The sequence below is a fragment of the Mesorhizobium sp. WSM4311 genome (assembly GCF_002295115.1).
Lineage (GTDB): Bacteria > Pseudomonadota > Alphaproteobacteria > Rhizobiales > Rhizobiaceae > Mesorhizobium.
Window position 1 is genome coordinate 409,925 of the sequence record NZ_NSFV01000002.1, and the last position, 25,506, is coordinate 435,430.

General features: G+C 64.2%; 27 protein-coding genes, 2 pseudogenes and 1 riboswitch. Of the genes and pseudogenes, 19 read left to right on the forward strand and 10 right to left on the reverse strand.

Annotation, left to right across the window (positions count from 1 at the left end):
• Positions 1-12: 12 nt before the first annotated feature.
• Entirely contained in the window at positions 13-246 is a 234-nt protein-coding gene (locus CK226_RS05745; RefSeq protein WP_095791445.1) for an ATPase, read from the forward strand.
• Between the two features lie 72 nt (positions 247-318).
• Here the strand turns inward: CK226_RS05745 and CK226_RS05750 are convergent, their stop codons facing one another.
• Entirely contained in the window at positions 319-708 is a 390-nt protein-coding gene (locus tag CK226_RS05750) for a hypothetical protein (RefSeq protein WP_095791293.1), read from the reverse strand.
• 182 nt (positions 709-890) lie between these two features.
• Positions 891-1,292 (reverse strand): hypothetical protein, encoded by a 402-nt coding sequence (locus CK226_RS05755; RefSeq protein WP_095771063.1) that lies wholly within the window; start codon positions 1,290-1,292, stop codon positions 891-893.
• Between the two features lie 201 nt (positions 1,293-1,493).
• On the opposite strand from CK226_RS05755, the gene CK226_RS05760 reads away from it, so the two are divergent.
• From CK226_RS05760 to CK226_RS05770, 3 genes are all read left to right on the forward strand, one after another.
• Positions 1,494-2,468, forward strand: coding sequence for an L-threonylcarbamoyladenylate synthase (locus CK226_RS05760; RefSeq protein WP_179300972.1), 975 nt, complete (start codon positions 1,494-1,496; stop codon positions 2,466-2,468).
• A 9-nt stretch (positions 2,469-2,477) separates the two neighbouring features.
• On the forward strand, positions 2,478-3,908 hold the full coding sequence (locus CK226_RS05765; RefSeq protein ID WP_095786631.1) for an FAD-binding oxidoreductase: 1,431 nt from the start codon (positions 2,478-2,480) through the stop codon (positions 3,906-3,908).
• A 184-nt stretch (positions 3,909-4,092) separates the two neighbouring features.
• Complete coding sequence (locus tag CK226_RS05770) at positions 4,093-4,659, forward strand: DUF6101 family protein (protein WP_095771060.1); 567 nt, start codon at positions 4,093-4,095, stop codon at positions 4,657-4,659.
• Here CK226_RS05770 and ubiA read toward each other — a convergent pair.
• Complete coding sequence (gene ubiA, locus CK226_RS05775) at positions 4,656-5,639, reverse strand: 4-hydroxybenzoate octaprenyltransferase (protein WP_179300986.1); 984 nt, start codon at positions 5,637-5,639, stop codon at positions 4,656-4,658. The genes CK226_RS05770 and ubiA overlap by 4 nt on opposite strands.
• Before the next feature lie 68 nt (positions 5,640-5,707).
• Positions 5,708-6,619, reverse strand: a complete 912-nt coding sequence (locus CK226_RS05780) for a LysR family transcriptional regulator (protein ID WP_095786630.1) — start codon at positions 6,617-6,619, stop codon at positions 5,708-5,710.
• 90 nt (positions 6,620-6,709) lie between these two features.
• Between CK226_RS05780 and CK226_RS05785 the strand changes: the two genes are divergently transcribed.
• Both CK226_RS05785 and purD read left to right on the forward strand, forming a co-directional pair.
• The gene (locus CK226_RS05785; protein ID WP_095791296.1) at positions 6,710-7,531 is read left to right on the forward strand and encodes a phytanoyl-CoA dioxygenase family protein; all 822 of its coding nucleotides are present in this window, start codon (positions 6,710-6,712) and stop codon (positions 7,529-7,531) included.
• A 153-nt stretch (positions 7,532-7,684) separates the two neighbouring features.
• On the forward strand, positions 7,685-8,962 hold the full coding sequence (purD, locus tag CK226_RS05790) for a phosphoribosylamine--glycine ligase (protein WP_095791297.1): 1,278 nt from the start codon (positions 7,685-7,687) through the stop codon (positions 8,960-8,962).
• A 17-nt stretch (positions 8,963-8,979) separates the two neighbouring features.
• On the opposite strand, the gene CK226_RS05795 is transcribed toward purD, so the two are convergent.
• On the reverse strand, positions 8,980-10,092 hold the full coding sequence (locus tag CK226_RS05795; protein ID WP_095791298.1) for a glycoside hydrolase family 25 protein: 1,113 nt from the start codon (positions 10,090-10,092) through the stop codon (positions 8,980-8,982).
• A gap of 131 nt (positions 10,093-10,223) precedes the next feature.
• Positions 10,224-10,460 (reverse strand): annotated as a pseudogene (locus tag CK226_RS05800) (hypothetical protein).
• 214 nt (positions 10,461-10,674) lie between these two features.
• Between CK226_RS05800 and CK226_RS05805 the strand changes: the two are divergent.
• Both CK226_RS05805 and CK226_RS05810 read left to right on the forward strand, forming a co-directional pair.
• Positions 10,675-12,444, forward strand: coding sequence for an acyl-CoA dehydrogenase (locus CK226_RS05805; RefSeq protein WP_095786626.1), 1,770 nt, complete (start codon positions 10,675-10,677; stop codon positions 12,442-12,444).
• A gap of 32 nt (positions 12,445-12,476) precedes the next feature.
• Complete coding sequence (locus CK226_RS05810) at positions 12,477-13,229, forward strand: crotonase/enoyl-CoA hydratase family protein (RefSeq protein WP_095791299.1); 753 nt, start codon at positions 12,477-12,479, stop codon at positions 13,227-13,229.
• A gap of 12 nt (positions 13,230-13,241) precedes the next feature.
• On the opposite strand, the gene pdxH is transcribed toward CK226_RS05810, so the two are convergent.
• The gene (gene pdxH / locus CK226_RS05815) at positions 13,242-13,859 is read right to left on the reverse strand and encodes a pyridoxamine 5'-phosphate oxidase (RefSeq protein ID WP_095791300.1); all 618 of its coding nucleotides are present in this window, start codon (positions 13,857-13,859) and stop codon (positions 13,242-13,244) included.
• Positions 13,860-13,899: 40 nt separating this feature from the next.
• On the opposite strand from pdxH, the gene CK226_RS05820 reads away from it, so the two are divergent.
• The 4 genes from CK226_RS05820 (at position 13,900) to CK226_RS05835 (ending at position 16,953) form a co-directional block, all read left to right on the forward strand.
• A complete protein-coding gene (locus tag CK226_RS05820; RefSeq protein ID WP_095771051.1) occupies positions 13,900-14,361 on the forward strand; it encodes an RT0821/Lpp0805 family surface protein in 462 nt (153 codons plus the stop codon).
• A 99-nt stretch (positions 14,362-14,460) separates the two neighbouring features.
• Positions 14,461-15,390: a DnaJ C-terminal domain-containing protein gene (locus CK226_RS05825; RefSeq protein WP_095771050.1), complete on the forward strand. Its 930-nt coding sequence runs from the start codon at positions 14,461-14,463 to the stop codon at positions 15,388-15,390.
• Positions 15,391-15,495: 105 nt separating this feature from the next.
• Positions 15,496-16,314 (forward strand): enoyl-ACP reductase FabI, encoded by an 819-nt coding sequence (gene fabI / locus CK226_RS05830; protein ID WP_095771049.1) that lies wholly within the window; start codon positions 15,496-15,498, stop codon positions 16,312-16,314.
• 51 nt (positions 16,315-16,365) lie between these two features.
• Positions 16,366-16,953, forward strand: coding sequence for a histidine phosphatase family protein (locus CK226_RS05835; RefSeq protein WP_095771048.1), 588 nt, complete (start codon positions 16,366-16,368; stop codon positions 16,951-16,953).
• A gap of 10 nt (positions 16,954-16,963) precedes the next feature.
• Here the strand turns inward: CK226_RS05835 and CK226_RS05840 are convergent, their stop codons facing one another.
• Positions 16,964-17,224: a DUF1344 domain-containing protein gene (locus tag CK226_RS05840; protein WP_095771047.1), complete on the reverse strand. Its 261-nt coding sequence runs from the start codon at positions 17,222-17,224 to the stop codon at positions 16,964-16,966.
• 184 nt (positions 17,225-17,408) lie between these two features.
• On the opposite strand from CK226_RS05840, the gene aroC reads away from it, so the two are divergent.
• Positions 17,409-18,524 carry a chorismate synthase gene (gene aroC / locus CK226_RS05845; protein WP_095791301.1) on the forward strand — a complete coding sequence of 372 codons (1,116 nt, stop codon included), beginning with the start codon at positions 17,409-17,411 and terminating at the stop codon, positions 18,522-18,524.
• 77 nt (positions 18,525-18,601) lie between these two features.
• Positions 18,602-19,702 (forward strand): 3,4-dihydroxy-2-butanone-4-phosphate synthase, encoded by a 1,101-nt coding sequence (gene ribB / locus CK226_RS05850; RefSeq protein ID WP_010914867.1) that lies wholly within the window; start codon positions 18,602-18,604, stop codon positions 19,700-19,702.
• A gap of 58 nt (positions 19,703-19,760) precedes the next feature.
• Here the strand turns inward: ribB and CK226_RS05855 are convergent, their stop codons facing one another.
• The gene (locus tag CK226_RS05855) at positions 19,761-20,969 is read right to left on the reverse strand and encodes an MFS transporter (protein WP_095791302.1); all 1,209 of its coding nucleotides are present in this window, start codon (positions 20,967-20,969) and stop codon (positions 19,761-19,763) included.
• 119 nt (positions 20,970-21,088) lie between these two features.
• On the opposite strand from CK226_RS05855, the gene CK226_RS05860 reads away from it, so the two are divergent.
• On the forward strand, positions 21,089-21,697 hold the full coding sequence (locus CK226_RS05860) for a TetR/AcrR family transcriptional regulator (protein WP_095771044.1): 609 nt from the start codon (positions 21,089-21,091) through the stop codon (positions 21,695-21,697).
• A gap of 92 nt (positions 21,698-21,789) precedes the next feature.
• Positions 21,790-22,773, forward strand: a complete 984-nt coding sequence (locus tag CK226_RS05865) for a hypothetical protein (RefSeq protein ID WP_245437666.1) — start codon at positions 21,790-21,792, stop codon at positions 22,771-22,773.
• 173 nt (positions 22,774-22,946) lie between these two features.
• Here CK226_RS05865 and bluB read toward each other — a convergent pair.
• Positions 22,947-23,525: pseudogene (bluB, locus tag CK226_RS35455) on the reverse strand (5,6-dimethylbenzimidazole synthase); the annotation flags it as partial.
• 100 nt (positions 23,526-23,625) lie between these two features.
• A riboswitch (cobalamin riboswitch) is annotated at positions 23,626-23,806 on the reverse strand.
• A gap of 120 nt (positions 23,807-23,926) precedes the next feature.
• Here bluB and CK226_RS05875 point away from each other — a divergent pair.
• From CK226_RS05875 to CK226_RS05885, 3 genes are all read left to right on the forward strand, one after another.
• Positions 23,927-24,853 (forward strand): histone deacetylase family protein, encoded by a 927-nt coding sequence (locus CK226_RS05875; protein WP_095786619.1) that lies wholly within the window; start codon positions 23,927-23,929, stop codon positions 24,851-24,853.
• A 3-nt stretch (positions 24,854-24,856) separates the two neighbouring features.
• Positions 24,857-25,108: an exodeoxyribonuclease VII small subunit gene (locus CK226_RS05880; RefSeq protein WP_027046614.1), complete on the forward strand. Its 252-nt coding sequence runs from the start codon at positions 24,857-24,859 to the stop codon at positions 25,106-25,108.
• A gap of 98 nt (positions 25,109-25,206) precedes the next feature.
• The gene (locus tag CK226_RS05885) at positions 25,207-25,473 is read left to right on the forward strand and encodes a DUF2277 domain-containing protein (protein ID WP_010914875.1); all 267 of its coding nucleotides are present in this window, start codon (positions 25,207-25,209) and stop codon (positions 25,471-25,473) included.
• The last annotated feature ends 33 nt before the right edge of the window (positions 25,474-25,506 follow it).

Consider the following 25,506-nt stretch of genomic DNA (forward strand, 5'->3'; position numbering starts at 1 on the left):
ACGGAGGCTTCCATGAATTCCGATCACGACATCGAAGTGACTGAAGAAACCTCGGCCGCCGCCGAGGCGCTTGAATCCGCTTCCGAAACCGCCCTCGATCATGCCGCTGCCACGGCGGTCGAAGCCGCCGATCACTCTGAGGACGAGGATGGCGACGAAGAAGAAGGCGACGACGCCGAAGACGAAGAAGAATCCGAAGACGGCGAGTCCGAAGAAGACGAGGACGACAAGGAAGAAGCGGCCTGAGATTTCAATCCGGCTTTGTCGAGAAGCGGGCGGCGCATCGGCGCCGCCCTTTGTCATCTTCCCGGACGCTTGTCAGTTCTCCAGGATGCGGACGCGCACGCTGTCCTCGTAGACGTCGACCTGGATCAGCGGTTCGCCATTGACGATGGCGCGCTTGGTCGACGAGCTCATCGCGCCGGGACGCTCCAGCATGCGCTGCAGGTCCGCGCGCTGGTCGTTGGTCCTGAACCAGGCATCACCCTCATCGTCGCTGTCGCGGCGATGGAATTTGTGCCAGTTGGCGCGATCCTGCCGCACCATCTGCGCGGCGTTGTCCAGCGCATAGCCGTCGCTCGCCTGATGGTCCCGATCGGAAATACGCGCGACATAGGATCCCAGCATGTCATCGGCTTGCGCTGCACTGGCGCCCAGCAGCGATGCCAGCAGAAGCCCGGCCACGGTAACGGTCTTGGATAGTCTCATGATCAACCCCCTTTTGAAACGACGAACTCGTTTGCCACGGCCGCCCCTTTCCCTGAATCGCTCGACCAAATTCAGGCGGCTTCGAGCGGCAAGATATGCCGGCACGAACTCGCGCGGCAATGGTGCGCAGGGCGCCGTCAAACTGTCAACGAACTGGCCGGGTCCAGCAGTTTGCCGGCCGGCTACTTGACCTTGCCGACCTTGGAAGCGGGCGCCGATGCGGCTGCCGGTGCGGCCGGCTTCTTCTGCGTGCCCGACGCCGGAGCCGCCGAGGCGGTCGCCTGGGCCGGGGCAGGAGCCGCGGCGGTGGTGGCGGCCGGTGCCTTGGTTTGTGTCGGTGTCGAGAAATCGCCGCCGACGATGCCGCCGCGAATGATCATCGGGCTTGGCATGAAGCCGTGCTGTGCCTCGGGCGGGTTGGGGATCGCCGCCACCTTCTCATAGGTAACGTCGGGCTCGCCGAGCGCGACGACGGACACCACATCGCTTGCCTTGATATCGGCCGCCTTCAGGGTCAGGATGGAGGGCGTCGCGGCCGGCGGGCCGGGAAAGACCAGGGACGAGGCCTGAACTCCGCTGGCCATCGTGGCCAGAGTTATTCCCAGCAGTACGCGCACAGACACTGATATAGCTCCCCTTTGCCCCGAAGCTGCTCAATAGCAGGCCAGAATTGATGCCGGCTTTCGCACAAACATAGCATTTTAGGGATTGATAAATCGCCAAGACCCTCTCTTGCCCAACAGCCGCCATCGTACTACGCAGCCGGCATCTGCGAGGTGACGAGAGTGGCTGAGATACTTGCCGTCGGCGAGGCGCTGGAGCGGGCGCTGGCTTTGCTTCAGGGCGGCGACGTCGTCGCCATTCCGACGGAAACCGTCTACGGGCTTGCCGGCGATGCCACCAACGGCATCGGTGTGGCGCGCATCTTCGAGGCCAAGGGGCGGCCGCGCTTCAATCCGCTGATCGCCCATGTCGCCGACATGGCCATGGCCGAGCGCATCGCCGTGTTCGATCCGCTGTCGAAGAAACTCGCACGGGCCTTCTGGCCGGGTCCGCTGACGCTGGTGCTGTCGCAGCGGCCCGGCAACGGCATCCATCCACTGGTCACAGCCGGGCTCGACACGATCGCCTTGCGCATGCCGAGGGGCTTTGGCGGCGACCTCATCGCAAAGCTCGGCCGGCCGCTGGCCGCGCCCAGCGCCAATTCCTCCGGCAAGATCAGCGCGACGACGGCGCAAGCGGTGGCGGCCGATCTCGGCGCCCGCATCAAGCTGGTGGTCGATGGCGGCGCGACGCCGGTCGGACTGGAATCGACCATCGTCAAGGCTGAAGGGGCAGGAGTGCGCCTGCTCCGGCCTGGCGGCATCGCCGCCGGGGAGATCGAGGCGGCCATCGGCATGGAACTGTTGCGCGGCGGTGCAGTCGGCGTCGAGGCGCCAGGCATGCTTGCCTCGCACTATGCGCCGGGTGCTGAGATGCGGCTCAATGCCGGAATGGTCGTCGAGGGCGAGGCGCTGCTTGCCTTCGGCGATCAGCGAGCCGAAGGCTGGCGCAATGCTGCCGCGTTCCTCAACCTGTCCGCGTCTGGTGACCTGCGTGAAGCGGCGAGCAATCTTTTCGCCTATATGCAGGAACTCGATCGCAGCGGCGCGCGCACCATCGCGGTGGAGACGATTCCGTTCGACGGGCTCGGAGAGGCCATCAATGACCGGCTCGCTCGCGCGGCCGCCCCTCGTGACAATGCACAGCCCACAACATAGTTTTGCCGCATGACCGAAATCGCAAAGACACTCGATCCCGCCCTCATCGACCGCTTTGCGGCGATCGTGGGTGACAAATACGCGCTGCGCGACGAGCAGGACATTGCGCCTTATCTCGTCGAGCGGCGCGGGCTCTGGCATGGCGCGACGTCGCTGGTGCTGCGGCCGGGTGGCGTCGACGAGGTCAGCCGCATCATGCGGCTGGCGACCGAGACGGCAACGCCGATTGTGCCGCAAAGCGGCAACACCGGACTGGTCGGCGCCCAGGTGCCGGACAAATCCGGCCGCGAGATCATCCTGTCCTTGTCGCGGCTGAACCGCATCCGCGAGATCGACGTCCTGTCCAACACGGTGACGGCGGAGGCCGGCGTCATCCTGCAGACGCTGCAGGAGGCGGCCGATGCCGCCGACCGGCTGTTTCCGCTGTCGCTCGCCGCGCAAGGCTCCTGCCAGATCGGCGGCAATCTTTCTTCCAATGCCGGTGGCACCGGCGTGCTGGCCTACGGCAATGCCCGCGAACTCTGTCTCGGCGTCGAAGTGGTACTGCCGACGGGCGAGGTCTTCGACGATCTGCGCAAGCTGAAGAAGGACAATACTGGCTACGATTTGAAGGACCTGTTCGTCGGTGCTGAAGGCACGCTCGGCGTCATCACCGCCGCCGTGCTGAAGCTGTTCCCGAAGCCGAAGGGGCGTGAGGTCGCATTCGCCGGCCTGTCGTCGCCCGAGGCGGCGCTATCTTTGTTCAGCCTGGCGATGGACCGCGCCGGCGCTTCGCTCACCGCCTTCGAATTGATCGGCAAGAGGCCCTACGATTTCACGCTCAGGCATGGTCAAGGTATCGTGCGGCCGCTGGCCGACGACTGGCCCTGGTATGTCTTGATGCAGGTTTCCTCCGGCCGCTCGGAAGCCGATGGCCGGGCGCTGATCGAGGAGGTGCTGGCGGATGGCCTCGAGCAAGGCATCGTTGGCGATGCGGTGGTCGCGGCCAGCCTTGCCCAGGGCGACGCTTTCTGGAATTTCCGCGAGACGCTGCCCGAATGCCAGAAGCCGGAGGGCGCCTCGATCAAGCACGATATTTCGGTGCCGATCGCCTCGATCCCGCGCTTCATCGCAGAGGCCGCCGGCGCGGTGGCGTCGGTCAGTGCCGGCGCCCGCGTGGTCTGCTTCGGCCATATGGGCGACGGCAACCTCCACTATAACATCTCGCGGCCCGTCGATGGCGACGATGAGGCGTTTCTCGCCCTCTACCATCCCATGAACAAGGCCGTGCACGATGTCGTGCGCGCCTTCCACGGTTCGATCTCGGCCGAGCACGGCATCGGCCAGTTGAAGCGCGACGAACTGATCGCCACGGCACCGCCGATGGCCATCGATCTGATGCGCCGGGTGAAAGCCGCCTTCGATCCGGCCGGCATCATGAATCCCGGTAAGGTTATCTGATCCTTTCAACATCTAGTGGCCGGTGGCATTCCGATAACCATCCCTGAGATCAGCAAAATTTAACCGACTTTCTTAAGCGCGGCGGTAAGGAGCCCGCGCTACTGTTTCCCCATAACGAGGCCGGGAAAACTGGCCCGGAGAGAACCGGACACCGGCTCTCAGGAGACAGACAGGAAGGCACTCTATGAACACCGGACTGAAGCCAGTCTGGGCGGGACGCAACATGCGCCTCGACCCATTCCGACTGCCCCAGATGGTCAGCTACGCCACCCGCGACGATTATGGCGACGTGACGTTCACCATCGACCACCGTGGCGCCGTGATCCGCCGCATGCTCGAGATGAGCGGCGTGCCGGCGATCATCGCCCTGCCGGCCAATGCGTTCCGCGGCGTCGCCGCCCGCGCAATGGAGGATCCGGAAGGCAACGTCACGGTGACCCTGGAACTCCTGCACAATGATCCGATGCTGTCGGTGCCCCTGCTGGTCGCCGACGATCTCGACGATGTCGCCGCCGACTGGCGCGCCTGGGCCGATGCCTACCGCCTGCCGATGCTGTTGATCGAATCGGACGGCGTCGCCCGCACCCTGGAGGAATCGCTCGGCGCCGCCATCAAGACGCTGCCGCCGCAGGATCGCCGCAAGGGTCGCGTTTCCAACACGCGCCGCCCTCGCTTCCTTGCCCGCCGCAGAGCCGGCAACCTCGGTCTCAGGCTGGTCATCGGCGGCCAGGAGATCATTTCACGCGACTAAACCAGCGGCTTCAGCGCCACCCACAATGCGCCGCCGATCAGGCCGAGGAAGATCAGCCAGCCGACCTGGTTGTTCGACCGGAACAGCCGCAGGCATTGGTCCGGATCGTTGATGTCCAGAACCGCGATCTGCCGCGCCATATGGGCGCCGGCGGCGATCAGTCCGGCGAGCGCCACCACGGGCGCCTGCGCCGAGGCGAAGGCGATGGCGAAGCAGACCAGCGTGCCGCCGTAAAGTCCGGCCAGCCACGATTTGGTGTTGTCGCCGAACAGCCGCGCCGTCGAGCGCACGCCGACAATGGCATCGTCTTCCTTGTCCTGGTGCGCATAGATCGTGTCGTAGCCGATCACCCACAGGATCGAGCCGATATAGAGCATGATCGCGGGGCCATCGAGATCACCGAACTCGACCGCCCATCCCATCAGCGCGCCCCAGGAAAAGGCAAGGCCGAGAAACAATTGCGGCCAGTTGGTTATCCGCTTCATGAATGGATAGATGGCGACGATCACCAGCGAGCAGATGCCGAGCAGAATGGCGAAGCTGTTGAATTGCAGGAGCACGACAAGGCCGACCAAGGCCTGCAGCACAAGAAACAGCCAGGCCCGCCGGCGCGTGGTCTGACCCGATGGCAGCGGACGCGAGCGGGTGCGTTCGACCTGGTTGTCGATGCCTTCGTCGACGATGTCGTTATAGGTGCAGCCGGCGCCGCGCATGGCGATGGCGCCGACCAGGAACAGCACGAGATACAACGGCGCCGGCAGCAGTGAGAGCAGCGGGTCGCCGGGGCGCGGATAGGCGCTTGCCGCGAGCGCCGCCGACCACCAGCATGGCCACAAAAGCAATTGCCAGCCGATCGGCCTGTCCCATCGCGCGAGCTGCGCATAGGGCCAAACCGCGCGCGGCAGCACACGATAGACCCAATGGCCGTTCGGCGCATCGGCAACACGGCCCTGGGCCGCTTTCGACTGGATAGGTTCCATGTCCATGGAGTGGCAGCAGCCGCGGAAACCGTCAAGCGGCAAGCGGATGAGCAGCGACCGTCAACCTGTCAGGAGGTGAAGATGTCGCGCGTGGAAAACCAGTCTTTCGCCGTCTCGACGAATGCCAGTGCCGCATGCGACACGCGCTGATGCGTGTCATAGGTGAGGATGATGCGTTGCATCGGCAGCGGATCCGACAGCGGCTTGCAGATCAGGGGCAGTCCATCATAGCTGCGGTCGCCATGCGGGCGGGTGTAGCTGACGGCGACGCCAAATCCGTTCGCCACCATGCTGCGCTGGAGTTCGAACGAGCTTGTCGCCCTGTCGGCCACCGGCGAGAGGCCACGGCCACGGAACAGGTCGAGCATGTGCTGCCAGCTGTGCGGCTGGTCCGTCGTGATCAGCGGATAGGCCGCCAGATCCGCCAGGCTGACCTCGGGATAGTCCACCAGCGCATGACCTGCCGGCAGCAATGCGTGCGGCCGCAGCTCGTGCAGCAGGATGCGGGCGAAATGCGCGGGCAGGCCAAGATCGTAGCTGAGGCCGAGATCGATGGCGGCATCCGCCAGACGCCGCCCGAGCGTTTCGAAGGTTTCGTCGCGAACGATCACCGTGACGTTTGGATGGCGTTCGGAAAAGGCGCGGATCAGACCTGGCGCGAAATAGGGCGCCAGATCCTCGAAACATCCAAGCACCAGCTCGCCGCCGATGGCGGAATTGCCCGAACCCAGGCTCATGAGTTCGTCGGTCTCGGCAAGAACCTGTTTTGCCTTGGCCACGACGACGCGGCCGAAGGAAGTCAGCGAAACGCCGCTGCCGCGCTGGCGCACGAACAGTTTCTGGCCAAAATCCTTCTCGACCGCGTCGATCGCCACCGAAATCGAGGGCTGGGAAATGTTCAGTGCTCTGGCCGCGCCGGTGACGCTGCCGAGGCGGGCGACAGCGACCAGATAACGCAATTGGGTGAGGCTGAGGCCCATAGTCCTGTTCTATGTGTCAGATGAGAAGTTATTATTTTACTGAATGAATCCGGGTTGCAATAGTCGTCCCGATCCTGAAAGGAGGACACCATGGCTTCCCAGACTGCTGCCCGCTCCATCGACACCGGCCTGATCGATGCGGAGACGATTGCCGACTACCAGCGTGACGGCGCGGTCTGCATCCGCGGCGCTTTCAAAGGCTGGGTCGACACGATTGCCGCCGGCATCGAGCGCAACATGCAGAACCGCAGCGCCACCGCGTCCGACATCGCCAATGGCCGCGGCAGTTTCTTCGACGATTACTGCAACTGGGAGCGCATTCCCGAATTCGTCGAGGTGGTGCGGAAATCGCCGGCCGCCGAACTGGCGGCGGCGGTGATGCAGTCGCGCACCGCGCAGTTCTTCCACGATCACGTTCTGGTCAAGGAACCCGGCACGCAGAAGCCGACACCCTGGCACCAGGACATCCCCTATTATTTCGTCGATGGCCGGCAGACGGTGAGCTTCTGGATCCCCATCGACCCGGTGAAGGAGGCGACGCTGCGCCTGATCGCCGGCTCGCACAAATGGGACAAGATGATCCTGCCGGTGCGCTGGCTCGACGACAGCAATTTCTATGCCGGCGAGGGCGACTACCTGCCGGTGCCCGATCCCGACAGCGACCCGTCGATGAAGGTGCTCGAATGGAAGATGGAGCCGGGCGACGCCATTCTGTTCGACTTCCGCACCGCGCATGGCGCGCGCGGCAATTTGACCTCGGCGCGGCGCCGGGCGCTGTCGCTGCGCTGGGTCGGCGACGATGCCCACTATGTCGAGCGGCCGGGCCGTACTTCGCCGCCCTATCACGGCCACGGCATGCAGCCCGGCCAGAAATTGCGCGAGGACTGGTTCCCGGTGCTCTTTCCCGGCTGAAGCGGGCCAGAATAGGGGCGCCGGAATTCGCCGCCCATATTCGGCTGGGATAACGTTCCCGTGCGCAATTCGGATCAAAACACCCTGATGCCTTGACCCGTCGCCCGGAGAGCAATAGCGGGTGCTCTCCAGGGTTTGCATCGAGAGGTGGCCATGAACGTTCTTCTTCTGGGCTCCGGCGGCCGCGAACACGCGCTTGCCTGGAAGATTGCCGCCTCGCCGCTGCTGACCAAGCTCTACGCGGCCCCCGGCAATCCGGGCATCGGTGCTGAGGCTGAACTGGTGAAGCTTGACATCACCGACCACGCCGCCGTGACCGCCTACTGCCGGGAGAAGAAAATCGACCTCGTCGTCGTCGGACCGGAAGGGCCGCTTGTCGCCGGTATCGCTGACGATTTGCGCGCCGAAAACATCCGCGTCTTCGGGCCTTCGAAGGCCGCCGCGCGGTTGGAAGGCTCTAAGGGTTTCACCAAGGACCTCTGCGCCCGATACGATATCCCCACCGCCGCCTATGGCCGTTTCAACGATCTGGCCTCGGCCAAGGCCTATGTCGAAAAGACCGGTGCGCCGATCGTCATCAAGGCCGATGGGCTCGCCGCCGGCAAGGGCGTCACCGTCGCCATGACGCTGGACGAGGCACGGGCGGCGCTCGATGCCTGTTTCGAGGGCTCCTTCGGCGTTGCCGGAGCGGAGGTGGTGATCGAGGAATTCATGACCGGCGAGGAGGCGAGCTTCTTCTGCCTCTGCGACGGAACCACTGCACTTCCTTTCGGCACGGCACAGGACCACAAGCGTGTCGGCGACGGCGATGTCGGCCCCAACACCGGCGGCATGGGCGCCTATTCGCCGGCGCCGGTGATGACGCCGCAGATGGTCGAACGCACCATGCGCGAGATCATCGAGCCGACCATGCGCGGCATGGCCGAGCTTGGCGCGCCCTTCGCCGGCATTCTCTTTGCCGGGCTGATGATCACCGACAAGGGACCGAAGCTGATCGAATACAACACCCGCTTCGGCGATCCCGAGTGTCAGGTGCTGATGATGCGGCTGAAGGACGACCTGCTGGTGCTGCTCAATGCCGCCGTCGACGGTCAGCTGGCGCACACGTCCATACGCTGGCGCGATGAGACGGCACTCACCGTGGTGATGGCGGCGCGGGGTTATCCCGGCACGCCGGAAAAGGGGTCGGTCATCCGCGGCGTCGAGCAGGCGGCGGGCGAAGGCGTCCAGATCTTCCACGCCGGCACCGCCATCAATGGCGGCGCGCTGGTCGCCAATGGCGGCCGCGTCCTCAATGTCACCGCGACCGGCGCCACGGTCGGCGAGGCGCAGGCGCGGGCCTATGCCGCGCTCGGCCGGATCGACTGGCCGGACGGATTCTGCCGCCGCGACATCGGCTGGCAGGCCGTGGCGCGCGAGCGGGCGAGCTGAGATTTCGGAGCGGCGGCCTACGGCTGACCGCGATCGATTTCGGTCGAACCGGTGCTGACCGGGTCGGCCGCGGCAAGGGCGGCGTCCAATTGTTCGGCTGAGCGTTGCCCGGTCCGCTTCCAGGCGACATATTGAACGATGCCGAAGCCCGGCCTGCGCGGCACCGTCTTCACCACGGGCATGCGGAAGCCGTCGCGGAATTTGGACCAGCGCGAACCGAGCACCGCGACCATTTCCTCGAAGGTCGGCGGCGTTGCCACATCCGCATAGATGAGGGTGGTCTTGCCGGCGAGCGCTGCTTGGCGCGAGAGCGGCACCGGCACGCTGGCAAGGTAGTCGGATGGCACGTCGATGAGGCCGCCAAAGGGCCATTGCTGGCGCAGCGTGGCGGCATCCGTCGGCACGACGTTGACGTCGATATTATCGGGCGTGCCGGCGACCCTGTAGGGGCAGCGGAAGCGGCCGCAATTGGCTTGCGCGGAAAATTGCCAGAGTGCGTAGCCTTGCCAGTTGCCCATCGGGAAATGCACGTCGATATCAGGCTTGTAGCGCGCGTACCAAAGCGGCAGCCGCGACAAGAGCCGGTATTTGTAGCGGTTGTCGGCGATATGCTGCGCGGTCTTGCCGTTGGTGTAGAGCACCGGGAAGCGGCCGACGCGCCGATGCACCTGGCGCACGAACTCCTCGGCATCGTCGAGCGACATCCATTGCGAGGGATCGATGCCCTCGATGTCGAGCGCCATGAGATCGTCCGGCGCGGGATCGGCGAAATCGAGGAAATTATTGGCCTGCTCGACCGGGTTGCCAGGTCGGGCGAGGTGATAGGCGCCCCATTTCATGCCGAGTGCCTTGGCGACGACCCGTCGCGTCTGAAACAGTTCGCGCGTCACCGCATGGCGCTTCCACAGCGCCTTGCACAGCTTAACGTCGGTGTCGCTGCCGAAACAGAAATAGGGCGGCGGCATGCCGTCGGAGGCCTTGTTGATGAAGGCGACGATGCGCTTGTCGGTGGCGAGCTGCGCCCAGTCGATCGAATTGTACTCGTAGGCGTCGACGACCAGCGCGCGGTCGGCGTTCTTCCACGGCTCGGAGAAATCCGAGGCCTTTGCCGCCGATATCAGCGCCATCATCGCCGCAAGAGCGATCGCTGAGCGGCGAAGAAGGTGCGCCGGCGTTTTCAAACAGGGGATCCCCGTTGATCAAACACCGATGGTGAACCGCTATGGTTAAGGAATGCTTCTCGAAGCAGGGCCGTGGGGAGCTAGCGCCGGTTGAACGGTTGAAATTCAAACGGGTCGGGCGCGGGCTCTTGCCGCAGCGTGCCTTCGGCGGCGCGCTTGCGGTGGTGGGCAAGAGAACATTGCGGCGAGCACAATATGCCGCGATCCGACCAGTAGGCGGCGCCATGCTCCAACTGGCCGCCATGATGTCAGAACCCCGTTGCGCGATAGGGCAAGCCACATTCGATGCAGCGATAGGCGTCGGGTCTGGCGAGCATGGGCTTGTTCCGGTCGGCTGCTTCTGGTCTGTCGCCGGTCGGCTTGATGCGGCGCCTATTGAATTTAATACGGGCCGGCGCGATTGCAAAATCCGCGTGACAAAGTTTGACGTTTACGTAAAAAGAAATGGGGAGACCGCCCAAAGGCGGATGGTTTTGCGGCCGCGCCGGCTCTAGGGTTGGCGAGGCTGGTGCATCAGGAGGATCGAGCGGCATGTATCGGGCACCGGTCGAGGATATCGCGTTCACGCTGAAGCATGTTGCCGGCATGAAATCCGCCCTCGACGCCGGTAGGTTCGGCGATCTCGGCGAGGACCTGGTCGACGCCGTCCTTGGCGAGGCCGGCCGTTTCGCCACAGAGGAGGTGGCACCGCTCTACAAGATCGGAGACGAGCAGGGTGCGGTGCTCAAGGATGCCGCCGTCACCATGCCGCCCGGCTGGAAGGAGCTTTATCGCCGCTGGATCGATGGCGGCTGGAACGCGCTGTCGGGGCCTGAAGACCATGGCGGCCAGGCGCTGCCCACCATGCTGGGCGTCGCGGCGCTCGAAATGTGGAACTCCGCCGCCATGGCCTTCGGCATCGGCCCGACGCTGACCATGGGCGCGGTCGAAGCGCTCGACAAGCACGCTTCCGAAGCGCTCAAGGCGACGTATCTCGCCAAGCTCGTGTCGGGCGAATGGATGGGCACGATGAACCTGACCGAGCCGCAGGCCGGCTCCGATCTCGCCGCCTTGCGCTCCCGCGCCGAGCCCGCCGGCGACGGCACCTACCGCATCTTCGGCCAGAAGATCTTCATCACCTATGGCGAGCACGATTTCACCGACAACATCATCCATCTGGTGCTGGCACGGTTGCCGGACGCGCCCGCCGGCACGCGCGGCATCTCGCTGTTCCTGGTGCCGAAATTTTTCGTCAACGACGATGGCTCGCTCGGCGCCCGCAACGACGTCTTCTGTTCCGGCCTCGAGCACAAGCTCGGCATCCATGCTTCGCCGACCTGCACCATGATTTATGGCGACGGTTTCCAGGGCGCCAGACCCGGCGCCGTCGGCTGGCTGATCGGCGAGGAGAACAAGGGTCTCGCCTGCATGTTCACCATGATGAACAATGCCCGCCTGGCTGTCGGCATGCAGGGTGTCGCGGTCGCGGAAGCCGCCACCCAGAAGGCGATCGCCTACGCCAATGAGCGCCGCCAGGGCAAGGCGGCGGATTATGCCGGCGCCGGCATGGCGCCGATCGTCCATCACCCCGACGTGCAACGCAATCTCCTGACCATGAAGGCGCTGACGCAGACGGCGCGGGCGATCAGCTATTCCTGCGCCCACGCCATCGACATGGCGCGGGTCTCGGATGGCGATCAGGCGTCACACTGGCGCGACCGCGCCAATCTTTTGACACCGCTTGCCAAGGCGTTTTCGACCGATGTCGGCGTCGAAGTTGCTTCGCTCGGCGTGCAGGTGCATGGCGGCATGGGCTTCATCGAGGAAACCGGTGCTGCAGCCTTCTACCGCGACGCCCGCATCGCGCCGATCTACGAGGGTACCAACGGCATCCAGGCGATCGATCTGGTCACCCGCAAGCTGCCGCTCGGCGGCGGCGAACACGTGCATGGCTTCATCGGCGAACTGGCCGCCGTCGCCAATGCCGTGCGTACTTCCAACCTGCAGGGTTTCGGCCGAACAGCCGATGCGCTCGACGCAGCCCTTGGCGACCTGACGCAAGCGACGCGCTTCCTGCAGAAACTGTCGGCCGACGGCCGGTCAGACGAGGCGCTGGCGGGAGCGACGCCGTATCTCAGGTTGATCTCGCTTGCCGCTGGCGGCGCCTATCTGGCGCGCGGCGCGCTTGCCGATCAGGACCGCATCGCCCTGTGCCGCTTCTTCGCCGAAAACCTGCTCGGCGAGGCACACGCCTTGAAGGAACGCGTCATCGACGGCGCGGAGAGCCTCGCTGCCGCCGGCAAGGCGCTGATATCAGCTTGAATTCTCATAGCGCTCCATCAGGGAAGAAGACCGTGACAGACCATATCCTCGTCGAGCGCCAGGGCGCCATCCAGATCATCCGCATGAACCGTCCGGACAAGAAGAACGCGCTGACGCGTGCCATGTACGCAAAGATGTCGGCGGCGCTTGCCGAAGGCGATGCCGATCCGGCGATCCGCGTCCATGTCTTCCTCGGCGTGCCCGGTGCCTTCTCCTCCGGCAACGATCTTGCCGATTTCATGGTTGTCGCCACCGGCGGTGACGGCGGCACGGAAGTCTGGGATTTCCTGATGGCGCTGGCCAGGGTCGAAAAACCCATCGTCTCCGGGGTCGACGGCATCGCGGTCGGCATCGGTACGACGATCAACCTGCATTGCGACCTGACCTTCGCCACGCCGCGCACCGTGTTCAGGACGCCTTTCGTCGATCTTGGCCTGGTGCCCGAGGCCGGCTCCAGTCTGCTGGCGCCGCGCATCCTGGGTCAGCAAGGCGCCTTCGCGCTGCTCGGCCTTGGCGAAGGTTTTTCCGCCGAGCGCGCGAAGGCCTCCGGCCTGATCTACGACGTGGTCGAGGAGGGCGCGCTGGAGGCCTCGGTGCTGACGGCCGCCGGCCAGATCGCCGCCAAGCCACCGCAGGCGCTGAAGATCGCGCGCGACCTCATGCGTGGCTCGCGCGACGATCTCGTCGCCCGCATCGGCGAGGAAAGCCAGCATTTTCGCGAGCGGCTGAAGTCGGACGAGGCCCGCGCCGCGCTCACCGCGTTCATGACCAGGAAGAAGAGCTGAGGCCTTGCCCTCTCAGGGATAAAGCCGCGTCTTGTCCCAATAGCCTTTGGCATTGCGGGTAAAGACCACCCGGTCATGCAGCCGGAACGGACGGTCGTGCCAGAACTCGATCGTCTTCGGCACGATGCGGAAACCCGACCAGTGCTTCGGGCGTGGAATCTCGCCGATGGCGTAGCGCGCCGTGTATTCGGCGACAGCTTTCTCCAGCGCGAAGCGGCTTTCCAGCGGCCGTGACTGCTTCGACGCCCAGGCGCCGATGCGGCTGCCGCGTGGGCGCGTCGCGTAATAGGCGTCGGCCTCGGCATCGCTGACGATCTCCACCGGGCCGCGAATGCGCACCTGCCGGCGCAGCGATTTCCAGTGGAAACACATCGCCGCCTTCATGCTGCCTAGAATCTCCTGGCCCTTCGCGCTCTCGAAATTCGTGTAGAAAACAAAGCCGCCTTCATCGAACCCCTTCAGCAGCACCATCCGCACATCCGGCATGCCTTCGGAATCGACGGTCGCCAGCGCCACGCCGTTGGCATCGTTGATTTCGTTCTTGGTGGCGTCGTCCAGCCATGCGGCAAAGAGGCGAAATGGCTCGGCCGCTTCGGTAAAGTCACTGGTTGTTAACTCTGTGTCGCTCATAGTTTTTCTCAAATTGTCACGAAATCAGGGAGGTTGCCGATTGTCGCGTATCGCGCAAGCTTTTGACAGCAGGCAATGGGGCGTTATCGCTTCGGCCAGCGCGAAAGCGGCGATCGTGGCGGCGGCCTTGCCGCTTGCCGCCTGCGGCGCGGGTGGCTTCAGCCTGGAAAAGGCCGAAGTCGACCGCTCGATCTTGACCAGCAGCACGCAGGCTTCACCGGCGCCTGCCGATTCGGATCGCGACTCCGACCAGACGACGATCGGCAATGCGGTGTCCTCCGCCGACATCGAACAGCTCGGCGGCCAGGCCGTGCCGTGGGCCAATGCCGGCACCGGCTCGCGCGGCTCCATCACCGAACTGGCGGAATTGAAGGACAGGGGCCAGACCTGCCGCCGCTTCAAGGCCTCGCGCGAAAGCTTTGACGGCGTTGCCATGTTCGAAGGCGAACTCTGCCTGGCCAGTGCCGGCGGCTGGCGCATGCAGGGCTTCAAGGCGCTCTGATTTCCGCTTTCAATATGGCCATCAGCTACTGGAATTTCTTCCTATCCGAGCGCATATAGGAGGCAAGTATGGACTCAACTCATTTCCAGGGCAGGAAGCATGCGCGACCCGTATGAGGTCCTGGGCGTTGCAAAGAACGCATCGGCCAAGGACATAAAATCGGCGTACCGGAAACTCGCCAAGAAACATCATCCGGACCAGAATCCGAATGATCCCAAGGCGAAGGACCGTTTTGCCGCGGCCAATCAGGCCTATGAGATCGTCGGCGACGAGAAGAATCGTGCTGCTTTCGATCGCGGCGAGATCGACGCCGACGGCAAGCCGCGCTTCCAGGGCTTTGAGGGCGCCGCCGGTGGCGGCGATCCCTTTGCCGGGTTTCGCCGCCAGCAAGGCGCCGGCGGTTCGCGATTCGAATTCCGTTCGGGGCGCCCGGGCGGGGATCCGTTCGACGGCAACAGCGATATTTTCAGCCAGATCTTCGGCGACGCCTTTTCCGGCGCGCGCGGTGCCGGCATGGGCGACCGCCGCCAGCCCGCGACGGCGGCTGATTTGAACGTCACGCTCGACGTCACCATCGAGGAAGCGGCGACCGCCGAAAAGGTGACGGCGATGTTCCCCGATGGCCGCAAGGTGGCGGTCAAACTGCCGGCCTTTGTCGAGGATGGCCAGACCATCCGGCTGAAGGGGCAGGGCGAGCAGGGGCCGGGCCAGCCCGGCGACGCGCTGGTCAAGATCCATATCCGCCGGCATCCGCGCTACCGCATCGAGGGCCGCGACCTGCATGCCGATCTGCCGGTGTCGCTGGCGGATGCGGTGCTGGGCGCCAAGGTGCCGGTCGAGACGCCGACAGGCAGGCTGGCGGTCAACGTTCCCGCCTGGTCGAGCTCGGACAAGGTCCTGCGGCTCAAGGGCAGGGGCCTGCCGGAAAAGGCCGGCGGCCATGGCGACCTCTACGCGCATGTCCGCATCATGCTGCCGGAAGGCGGCGACGGCGCGCTCGAAGCGTTGCTGCGTGGTCAAAAAGGCTGATCCATCGCTCTTGTCCCCCGAACTGTCCGGTTTGAGCGCTTGAAGGGGCTGTGTGCCTGTGCGATAGGCACTCCACAAAGAACAAACCTTGCGGAGAGCGCTCACATGGCGGGTGGACAGGGCCTGATGGCCGGCAAGCGCGGCCTTATTCTTGGCGTCGCGAACAACAGGTCGATTGCCTACGGCATCGCCAAGGCATGCGTCGACCATGGCGCAGAGATCGCGCTGACCTATCAGGGCGAGGCGTTCAAGAAGCGCGTCGAGCCGTTGGCGGCGGAACTGGGCGCCTTTGTCGCCGGCCATTGCGACGTCACCGATCCGGCTAGCCTCGATGAGGTTTTCGCCAATGTCGCCAGGCATTGGGGCAAAATCGACTTCCTCGTCCATGCCATCGCCTTCTCCGACAAGGATGAGCTGACCGGCCGCTATGTCGAGACCACGCGCGACAACTTCCTGCGCACCATGGACATTTCGGTGTTTTCCTTCACCACCATCGCCAAGCGCGCCGAGGCGCTGATGACCGAGGGCGGTTCACTGCTCACGCTAACCTACTACGGCGCCGAGAAGGTGATGCCGCACTACAACGTCATGGGTGTCGCCAAGGCCGCGCTCGAAGCCAGCGTGCGTTACCTCGCCGTCGATCTCGGCGGCAAGAAGATCCGCGTCAACGCAATCTCGGCCGGCCCGATCAAGACACTGGCCGCCTCGGGCATCGGCGATTTCCGGTACATACTGAAGTGGAACGAATACAATTCGCCGCTGAAGCAGACGGTCACGCAGGAGGAGGTCGGCGATTCCGGCGTCTATTTCCTGTCCGACCTGTCGCGTGGCGTCACCGGTGAGGTGCACCATGTCGATTCCGGCTATCACGTGGTCGGCATGAAGGCGGTCGACGCGCCTGATATTTCGACGGTCAAGGATTAATTCCGTCCCCTATCCTCAGTCCAGGCCCTGGCCCGACCTTCGGAAGACTTGATGTACCCGCTGGTTTATATCGTGCGCCACGGCGAGACCGCGTGGAACGCCGAGGCCCGGCTTCAGGGCCAGGCCGACACCGATCTCAATGAGCTCGGCCGCCAACAGGCAACCGGAAACGGGAATCGGCTGGCCGGCCTCGTCAACAAGCCGGAGGATTTCGATTTCATCGCCAGCCCGATGAAGCGGACGCGCGAAACGATGGAGCGCATCCGCGTCGCGATGAAGCTCGATCCGCTCGTCTATCGAACCGATCCCGATCTCGTTGAAGTCAATTTCGGCGATTGGCAGGGGTTCACGTTTGCCGAACTCGAGACACGCTATCCTCGTGCGAAGAGGACTCGCGCTTTGGATAAATGGAACTTCCGGCCGCCCGGCGAAGGTGCCGAGAGCTACCAGATACTGCTCGAACGGGTGAAGCCCCGGTTCGACGAGATTGACCGCAAGACGGTCTGCGTGACGCATGGCGGCGTCATGCGCACCCTGTTCCGTTTCGTGCTCGATATGGCGGAGGACGAGGCCGCGAACCTGGAAATACCGCACGATCGCGTGCTCAAACTTGAAGGCCGGAGCCTGGAGTGGGTTTAAGCCGCCTGACCTAGTTCGTGTCGCTGTCCGGCAACTGCATATCGGTCACGACATTCTCGCCATTGGTCACGTCGTAAGCGATGACGATGTCCATGCCCGGCTTCAGCGAGTCGAGATCGGTTTCGGCGTTCAGCTTGTAGGATTTGCCGTCATCCAGCGTCAGGGTCAGCGCGTCCTTGTCGATCTTCTTGATCAGGCCTTCGGTCTGTCCGGCGAAGGCGGCGGTGGAATAGAGCAGGGCGGCGGCAACAGCGCCAATCAGGGTACGCATGATCGTCCTCTTTGGTCATTGCGCCGGCACTGCGGCGGCGGGTCCTCAACGGCGGATGGAAGAAAGCAGAAACCAGCCGAATGTGTCAAAACTTAAACGGCAGGGATGACAGTTTGACCACCGCAAGAAACGCCAATAGAAGGCAGGCTTCAACCGGCTCCGCTGCCGGCAGGGCACTTTATCAATGTCTCATAACACGTTCGGCCACCTTTTCCGCGTCACCACCTGGGGCGAAAGCCATGGCGCAGCACTTGGCTGCGTGGTCGACGGCTGCCCGCCCGGCATCCGCTTCACGCGTGATGAAATCCAGGCCGAACTCGACAAGCGCCGGCCGGGCCAGTCGCGCTTCGTCACCCAGCGCCGCGAACCCGACGAGGTGAAGGTGCTGTCTGGTTTCGTCCTCGACGAGGACGGCCAGACGATGATCACCACCGGCACGCCGGTCTCCATGCTGATCGAGAATGTCGACCAGCGTTCCAAGGACTATGGCGAGATCGCCCGCCAATACCGGCCGGGCCATGCCGACTACACCTATGACGTCAAATACGGCATACGCGACCATCGCGGCGGCGGCCGCTCCTCGGCCCGCGAGACCGCGGCCAGGGTCGCCGCCGGCGCGCTCGCCCGCAAGGTGGTGCCCGGCATGGTGGTGCGCGGCGCCCTGGTTTCGATGGGTGAAAAATCGATCGACCGCGCCAACTGGAACTGGAATTTCATCGGCGACGCGCAGAATCCGTTCTTCACGCCCGATCCAGGTTCGGTTCCCGTCTTCACGCAGTATCTCGACAGTATCCGCAAGGCCGGATCCTCGGTCGGCGCCGTGATCGAGATCGTCGCCGACGGCGTGCCGCCAGGACTTGGCGCGCCGATCTATGCCAAGCTCGACCAGGACATTGCGTCGGGCCTGATGTCGATCAACGCTGTCAAGGGCGTCGAGATTGGCAACGGCTTCGAGGCCGCCCACATCACCGGCGAGCAGAATGCCGACGAGATGCGCATCGGCAATGACGGCAAGCCGGTGTTCCTGTCCAACAATGCCGGCGGCATCCTTGGCGGCATCTCGACCGGCCAGGCGATCGTGGCCCGTTTCGCCGTCAAGCCGACCTCATCGATCCTGACGCCGCGAAAGTCGATCGACAAGGACGGCAACGACGTCGAGGTGATGACCAAGGGCCGGCACGACCCCTGCGTCGGCATCCGCGCCGTGCCGATCGGCGAGGCAATGGTTGCCTGCGCCATTGCCGATCACTATCTGCGGCACAGGGGACAGACGGGGAAGGGAATAGGCAGTAGGGAATAGGCATTTGGCCGCCCGACACAGCCTTTTCATTTCCCTACTGCCTATTCACTAATCCCTGCGAGCGAAGCGAGCACCCCATGCCTTACGATCAGAAGAAGATTGTCGAAGCCATTCGCGCTTTCGAACGCGGCGAGATCGTCGTCGTCATGGACGATGACGGGCGCGAGAACGAGGGCGACCTGATCGTCGCCGCCGTTCACTGCACGCCGGAAAAGATGGCCTTCATCGTGCGCAACACCTCGGGCATCGTCTGCACGCCGATGCCGCGCGAGGAAGCCAAGCGGCTCAACCTGCAGCCGATGGTCGCCGACAATGATTCCGCCCACACCACCGCCTTCACCGTCAGCGTCGATTTCAAGCATGGCACGACGACGGGCATTTCGGCTGACGACCGAACGCTGACCGTGCGCAACCTCGCCAACGGCAATGTCGGCGCCTCCGATTTCGTCCGCCCCGGCCACATCTTCCCGCTGATCGCCCGCGAAGGCGGCGTGCTGATGCGTTCGGGCCATACCGAAGCGGCGGTCGATCTCTGCAAGCTCGCCGGCCTGCCGCCGATCGGCGTCATTTCCGAACTGGTCAACGACGACGGCACCGTCAAGCGCGGTCCGCAGGTGCAGGCTTTCGCCGAAGAGCATGGCCTGAAGCAGGTGTCGGTCGCCGACCTCATCGCTTACCGCCAGCGCAAGGAAACGCTGGTCGAGCGCGTCGCTTGCTCCGATATCGACACGCTTGGCGGCAAGGCGCAGGTCTTCACCTACACGCTGCCCTGGGACACGATGCATCACGTCGCAGTCGTGTTCGGCGATATACGCGATGGCGAGGAAGTGCCGGTGCGTCTGCATTCCGAGGATGTGGTGACCGACGTCTTCGGCACCAGCCATCGCCTGGACGGCATCATGAAGGCGATGGGCGAGCGCAAACGCGGCGTCATCGTCTATCTCAGAGAGGGCTCCGTCGGCGTCGCGCACCAGGAGCGCAAGCGCCCGCTGAGCGGTGACCGCGAGGATCACGAAGAGGCCCGCCGCCGTGAGAATGAATGGCGCGAAATCGGCCTCGGCGCACAGATCCTGAAGGATCTCGGCATTTCCTCGATCAACCTGATCGCCTCGCGCGAGCGCCACTATGTCGGCCTCGAAGGGTTTGGCATCCACATCGCCAAGACCGAGATCCTCTAAAATATATTCGAGACTCAGGTCAGGTCGGCCTGACCTGAATCTCGACATATTCTGGCTATCACTCGGCCGGAACGGCGGCTGCTTCGCATCCGTCCAACTCGCATTTATGCGTGGCCAGGATGCGTTGGCCGAGCAGCACGGTGGCGAGCGCAATCGTGCCCGATGCCACCGAGACCCAGAACCCGTTCTGGGCGCCGAACGCATCCACCACGGCGCCGGCGGCGAAGGAGCCAAGCGCCATGCCGATGCCGATCCCGGTGGTCACCCAGGTGATGCCTTCGGTCAGCATCGCTTCCGGCACATGCTGCTCAATCAGCCCGAAGGCCGTGATGAAGGTCGGCGAGATCGCCACGCCGCTGATGAAGACGGTCAGCGCCAGAAGCGGCACGCTGTTGGCGGTGAGTGGCAGCAAGGTGCCGAGCGCGACCAGGGCGACCGCGATGGCGAGCTGGCGTTGCAGCGGTGCCTTCAGGTTGAGCGCGCCGACAATGATGCCGAGCACGAACGACCCCAGCGCGTAGACGCCGATGACGAGGCTGGCGGCGCCGGGCTGGCCGAGCTCCTTGGTGATGGCCACCGTGCTCACTTCCGTCGTCGCGAAGGTCGCGCCGACGAAGATCAGGGCAAAGGTGATGACCTGTACCGGCCGCAGGCGGATCGCCGAGCCGCTCGAGCCATGGTCTACCGGGCGCACCTGCGGCTCGGTCGATCGCTGCAGGATGAACGCGGTCGAGCCCAAGGCGAGGAACAGAGTGCTCGCCAGCATGCCCGCTTCCGGAAACAGGGCGGCGCTGAGGCCGACCGACAGCGATGCGCCGGCGATATAGACCAGTTCATCCGCCGCCGATTCGAAGGCGAAGGCGGTGTTCATCTCGGGCCGACCCCGGAAAAGCTCGGTCCAGCGCGCGCGCACCATGGCCGGCATGCTGGGCATGGCCGCCGCCAGCAGCGCCGACACGAACAGCGTCCAGACCGGCCAGTCCTGATTGGCGGCCGCGACCAGCGTGATGAAGGCGACCACGGAGATGACTGTCGTGGGCACGACGATCCGCGTCTGGCCAAGGCGGTCGACCAGTCTTGATATTTGCGGCGCCAGGAATGCGTTGGCCGAGACAGCACCCGCCAGCCAGTATTCGCCACGCGTCTGCGACAGCATCGCCACGATGCCGATCGGCGCCATGGCGATCGGCAGGCGCGCCATGAAGCCGGCGGCCGCAAAGCCCCTCGCTCCAGGGGCGCGGAAGATTTCCGAATAGGGGTTTTGCATGGGGTTCCTCGACAAAGGGCGGTTCGACAATTACATACGAAGCGTATGATCATTAGATAGAGCATACGCGACGTATGTCAATTGGCATACGGAACGTATGTGAATAGGACCAGACGGAAATGCACAGACCCCGCAAGGAAATGATCGCCGAGACGCGCGCCAAGCTGATCGCCGCGGCCCGCCAGGCCTTTGGCACGATCGGATATGCCGAAGCGTCGATGGATGATTTCACGGCATCGGCCGGGCTGACGCGCGGCGCCCTCTACCACCATTTCGGCGACAAAAAGGGACTGCTGGAGGCGGTTATCGCCGAAATCGACGGCGAGATGGCTGCTCGGGTCAATGAGGTCGCGTCGAGAGCGCCGACCCGCTGGCAGCATTTCGTCGACGAGTGCACGACCTATATCGAAATGGCGCTGGAGCCGGAAATCCAGCGCATTATGTTCCGCGACGGTCCGGCCGTACTGGGCGATCCCGCGCAATGGTCGAATGCCAATGCCTGCGTCGGTTCAATGACCGATCATCTGACCGCGCTGCAGGGGGAAGGGGTGGTCGTCCCGGGCGTCGACCCCGAGACCGCCGCGCGGCTGATCAACGGGGCGAGCAGCCAGGCGGCGCAGCGGATCGCCAATTCGAACGACCCCGAAGCGACGTCGAAGATCGTGGTTGCGGCGTTCAAGCAATTGCTCGAAGGACTGCTCAGAAAACCAGCGTCGAAACAGAGCTAAATCCCCGTTGCGCACCGCTGTCCACCGCTCATGATTGACAATCCTCGGGGTGAGCGCATCCTTCCCAGCCATCTCTGAGGGGAGATTCGGGCATGTGGGATTTCGATATCGGCAGGTCGGTGTCCATCATGATGCGGACCTGGCCTTTCATTGTCTTTCGCATGATCGTCTATTTCGGCATCACGCTTGCCTATATCGTGGCGACCGGCACGGGAGCGTCGGTCGGCTATGGCGTCGGCCATATCTCCACGGATCCCGACGGGCCGATGTCCTTTGCCCTGTGGGGCGGCGTGGTCGGCTTCGGCGTGGTTTCGATCGCCGTCTATTGGATCCGCGAATATATCCTCTACGTCGTCAAGGCCGGCCATATCGCCGTGATGGTCCATCTGATCGACGGCCGGGATGTCCCCGACGGCCAGAACCAGATCGCCTATGCCAGGCAGGTCGTGACCGAGCGTTTCGCCGAGGCCAACATCCTTTTCGTCGTCGACCAGCTGGTCAAGGGCGCCATCCGCGCCATCACCGGCCTGCTCGGCGGCATCGCTGCTTTCCTGCCCATTCCGGGCCTGAGCGGTCTGGTCTCCTTCATCAACACGGTGATCCGCCTGTCGCTCACCTATGTCGACGAGATCATCCTCGGCTACAACATCCGCATCAACTCGTCCTCACCCTTCGAGACGGCGCGGCAAGGCGTCGTGCTCTACGCCCAGAACGGCAAGACCATGGTCAAGAACGCCGTCTGGCTGGCGGTCATCATGTGGGGCGTGTCTTTCGTCATCTTCCTGCTGATGCTGGCTCCGGCCAGCGCCGTTCTCTTCATCATGCCCGGACAACTCGCCGGCTGGGCCTTCGTGCTTGCCATCGTCTTTGCCTGGGCCTTGAAGGCGGCCTTCATCGAGCCCTTCGCCATCGCTTGCCTGATGCAGGTCTATTTCAAGACCATCGCCGGCCAGGTGCCCGATCCGGCCTGGGATATCAGGCTGGCCGAGGCGTCGTCGAAGTTCAGGGAGCTGAAGGACAAGGCGCTGGCCTCCTTTGGTGGCTCGCGCTGGGGCACGGCCGGCGCGACGAACTGATCGGCTGGGCAGGTCGTCGCCGGCGCGACATCGGAGGCGTTGAGGCGGGCCACGGTCGATTTCAGTGGCGCCTCGCCTTGCCCGCAAAAAGTCTCGCTCATGATCAGGTCGGGCAGCGGCAGCCGCCGGCCCCAGCCATGCGTTTCCAGGTCTGGTTTGGATGCGAACTCGGAAACCCGGCCGACGCAGAGATAGGCGACGGGCGTCACATGCTCGGGAATGGCCAGCAGGCTCTTCAACGCTTGCGGCTCGATGATGCTGACCCAGCCGACGCCGACGCCTTCGGCACGCGCGGCCAGCCAGAAATTCTGCACCGCGCAGACCGTGCTGTAGAGATCCATTTCCGGATTGTGCCAGCGGCCCAGTGGCGAACCTTGCGAGCGCCGACGGTCGCAGGTGATGCAGATGTTGAGGGCGCTTTCGCAGATACCTTCGAGCTTCAGCTTGCGATAGAGCGCCCGTCGTTCCTCCTCGATTTCAGGCAGTTCCTGTTCGCGCGCGGCCAGGAACAGGTCGCGCACCTCTGCCCGTCGCGCGGCGTCGCGGATGACGATGAAATTCCATGGCTGCATAAAGCCGACCGATGGCGCATGATGGGCGGCAAGCAGAAGCCGCGCCAACACCTCGTCGTCGAGCGCGTCGGGCAGGAAATGGCTGCGCACGTCGCGCCGCGTGAACATGGCGCGATAGACCGCGTCGCGCGCCATCTGGTCAAATCCGTCGCCCCCAGGAGCGGTCATGTGTTCCGGCATCGCTCGTCCCCTTGCGATTGCAATAGTTCCACACCGTCAGAGCGCACTTTGTGCATCCAACTGGACGCAGTTTGCTCTGATGCCAGCCGCCTGACCATGCGGATGACGATGCCTGCCAGGCCGGTCTTCTGGCTCGGGATCAACCCGCGTCCGGTGCCTTTCCGTCATCGACAGTGGCAGTTACCGGCGCGGTCCCCCTCACAGCGTTGGGCACGCCACGGAATTCAACCGTGTTCCCGATTCTCCCGCTCGCGGCGAGCACCAGGCAGTGGCGCGACCTTACGCCGAAGCCTCGGCCGCGCCAATCCCCGCAGCGGCGCCAATGGACGCAGGCGCGATTTTCCCCAGTGATCGAGCCGCAATGCATGGCCATCGCGGCGCCGGGGCACTAGATAGGGAGCATGACAACCCGTCTCTACACGCACCCGATCTTCCTCGAACACATCACGCCGCCCGGCCACCCCGAGCGGCCGGACCGCTTGCGCGCCATCGAGCGCGTGCTCGACGACGAGGCTTTTGCCGCGCTCGATCGTGCCAAGGCGCCGGAGGGCGACGAGGCCACCATCCTCTACGCGCACCCCGCCGATTTCGTCGCCCGTGTGCGTGCCGCCATTCCCGAGGAGGGTATTGCCCGCATCGATGCCGACACCACCGCCAGCCCGAAGAGCTGGCAGGCGGTGATCGCCGCGATCGGCGCCGCCAACGCCGCCGTCGACGACGTCTTTGCAGGCCGCGCCGACAATGTCTTCGTCGCCGCAAGGCCGCCCGGCCACCATGCCGAAAAGACCACCGCGATGGGCTTCTGCTTCTTCAACACGGCGGCGATCGCCGCGCGCTATGCGCAGAAGAAGCATGGCGCCGAGCGCGTCGCCGTCGTCGACTGGGATGTGCATCACGGCAACGGCACGCAGGACATTTTCTGGGACGATCCCTCGGTTCTCTATTGCTCGACGCACCAGATGCCGCTTTATCCCGGCACTGGCGCGAAGACCGAGACCGGCGCCGGCAACATCGTCAACGCGCCCTTGGCGCCGCAGACCGGCAGCGAGGTGTTTCGCGATGCCTTCCTGTCGCGGGTGCTGCCGTCGCTCGACAATTTCGCGCCTGACCTGATCATCATCTCGGCCGGTTTCGACGCGCATCACCGCGATCCGCTGGCCGAGATCAACCTGACCGAGGACGATTTCGACTGGGCGACCGGCCAGCTGATGCAGCGCGCCGCGCGCCACAGCGGCAACCGGCTCGTCAGCCTGCTTGAGGGCGGTTACGATCTGCAGGGACTGGCATTTTCGGTCGCCGCCCATGTCGGGCGACTGATGAAAGGATGAATGATGGCTGGTGAAACCAACGAAGACGTCAAGGCGATGAGCTTCGAGCAGGCACTCGACGCGCTGGAGAAGATCGTCGATGATCTCGAGCGTGGCGACGTGCCGCTCGACCAGTCGATCAAGATCTACGAGCGCGGCGAGGCGCTGAAGGCGCATTGCGACCGGCTGCTGAAGGCGGCCGAGGACAAGGTCGAAAAGATCAGGCTGTCGCGCGACGGCAAGCCGGTCGGAACCGAGCCGCTCGACGCGGACTGAGGCACGGAGCAGCCTTACCGGTTTTGGACACGATCATGGTTGAGGATTAAGCTCGTCCCGGTTGAAACGGCTCCAGGACAAGAGGAGATACGGAAGCGATGTGCAGAAACATCAAGACCTTGTTCAATTTTGACCCGCCCGCAACCAATGACGAAGTGCGCGACGCAGCCCTTCAGTTCGTCCGCAAACTGAGCGGAACGACACGGCCGTCGAAACAGAACCAGCATGCGTTCGATCATGCGGTCGAAGCCATCGCGGCATCGGCGCGTGAACTCCTCGATTCGCTCGAAACCAACCAGCATCCGCGCAATCGCGAAGAGGTGGCGGCCAAGCTGCGGGCAAAGGCGGCGATCCGTTTTGCCTGATGCCGCCAAGTGGCCCTTGACCGCTAACAAGGA

Excerpts from the sequence above, each read along its gene's own strand:
- fabI (WP_095771049.1), top strand. The coding sequence starts at position 15,496 with ATGGCGGGTGGACAGGGCCTGATGGCCGGCAAGCGCGGCCTTATTCTT.
- CK226_RS05835 (WP_095771048.1), top strand. The coding sequence starts at position 16,366 with ATGTACCCGCTGGTTTATATCGTGCGCCACGGCGAGACCGCGTGGAAC.
- CK226_RS05770 (WP_095771060.1), top strand. The coding sequence starts at position 4,093 with ATGAACACCGGACTGAAGCCAGTCTGGGCGGGACGCAACATGCGCCTC.
- ribB (WP_010914867.1), top strand. The coding sequence starts at position 18,602 with ATGCCTTACGATCAGAAGAAGATTGTCGAAGCCATTCGCGCTTTCGAA.
- CK226_RS05825 (WP_095771050.1), top strand. The coding sequence starts at position 14,461 with ATGCGCGACCCGTATGAGGTCCTGGGCGTTGCAAAGAACGCATCGGCC.
- CK226_RS05865 (WP_245437666.1), top strand. The coding sequence starts at position 21,790 with ATGTGGGATTTCGATATCGGCAGGTCGGTGTCCATCATGATGCGGACC.
- CK226_RS05795 (WP_095791298.1), bottom strand. The coding sequence starts at position 10,092 with ATGATGGCGCTGATATCGGCGGCAAAGGCCTCGGATTTCTCCGAGCCG.
- CK226_RS05855 (WP_095791302.1), bottom strand. The coding sequence starts at position 20,969 with ATGCAAAACCCCTATTCGGAAATCTTCCGCGCCCCTGGAGCGAGGGGC.
- CK226_RS05785 (WP_095791296.1), top strand. The coding sequence starts at position 6,710 with ATGGCTTCCCAGACTGCTGCCCGCTCCATCGACACCGGCCTGATCGAT.
- pdxH (WP_095791300.1), bottom strand. The coding sequence starts at position 13,859 with ATGAGCGACACAGAGTTAACAACCAGTGACTTTACCGAAGCGGCCGAG.
- CK226_RS05750 (WP_095791293.1), bottom strand. The coding sequence starts at position 708 with ATGAGACTATCCAAGACCGTTACCGTGGCCGGGCTTCTGCTGGCATCG.
- CK226_RS05885 (WP_010914875.1), top strand. The coding sequence starts at position 25,207 with ATGTGCAGAAACATCAAGACCTTGTTCAATTTTGACCCGCCCGCAACC.
- CK226_RS05860 (WP_095771044.1), top strand. The coding sequence starts at position 21,089 with ATGCACAGACCCCGCAAGGAAATGATCGCCGAGACGCGCGCCAAGCTG.
- purD (WP_095791297.1), top strand. The coding sequence starts at position 7,685 with ATGAACGTTCTTCTTCTGGGCTCCGGCGGCCGCGAACACGCGCTTGCC.
- CK226_RS05755 (WP_095771063.1), bottom strand. The coding sequence starts at position 1,292 with ATGGCCAGCGGAGTTCAGGCCTCGTCCCTGGTCTTTCCCGGCCCGCCG.
- CK226_RS05875 (WP_095786619.1), top strand. The coding sequence starts at position 23,927 with ATGACAACCCGTCTCTACACGCACCCGATCTTCCTCGAACACATCACG.
- CK226_RS05780 (WP_095786630.1), bottom strand. The coding sequence starts at position 6,619 with ATGGGCCTCAGCCTCACCCAATTGCGTTATCTGGTCGCTGTCGCCCGC.
- aroC (WP_095791301.1), top strand. The coding sequence starts at position 17,409 with ATGTCTCATAACACGTTCGGCCACCTTTTCCGCGTCACCACCTGGGGC.
- CK226_RS05745 (WP_095791445.1), top strand. The coding sequence starts at position 13 with ATGAATTCCGATCACGACATCGAAGTGACTGAAGAAACCTCGGCCGCC.
- ubiA (WP_179300986.1), bottom strand. The coding sequence starts at position 5,639 with ATGGAACCTATCCAGTCGAAAGCGGCCCAGGGCCGTGTTGCCGATGCG.
- CK226_RS05840 (WP_095771047.1), bottom strand. The coding sequence starts at position 17,224 with ATGCGTACCCTGATTGGCGCTGTTGCCGCCGCCCTGCTCTATTCCACC.
- CK226_RS05805 (WP_095786626.1), top strand. The coding sequence starts at position 10,675 with ATGTATCGGGCACCGGTCGAGGATATCGCGTTCACGCTGAAGCATGTT.
- CK226_RS05765 (WP_095786631.1), top strand. The coding sequence starts at position 2,478 with ATGACCGAAATCGCAAAGACACTCGATCCCGCCCTCATCGACCGCTTT.
- CK226_RS05880 (WP_027046614.1), top strand. The coding sequence starts at position 24,857 with ATGGCTGGTGAAACCAACGAAGACGTCAAGGCGATGAGCTTCGAGCAG.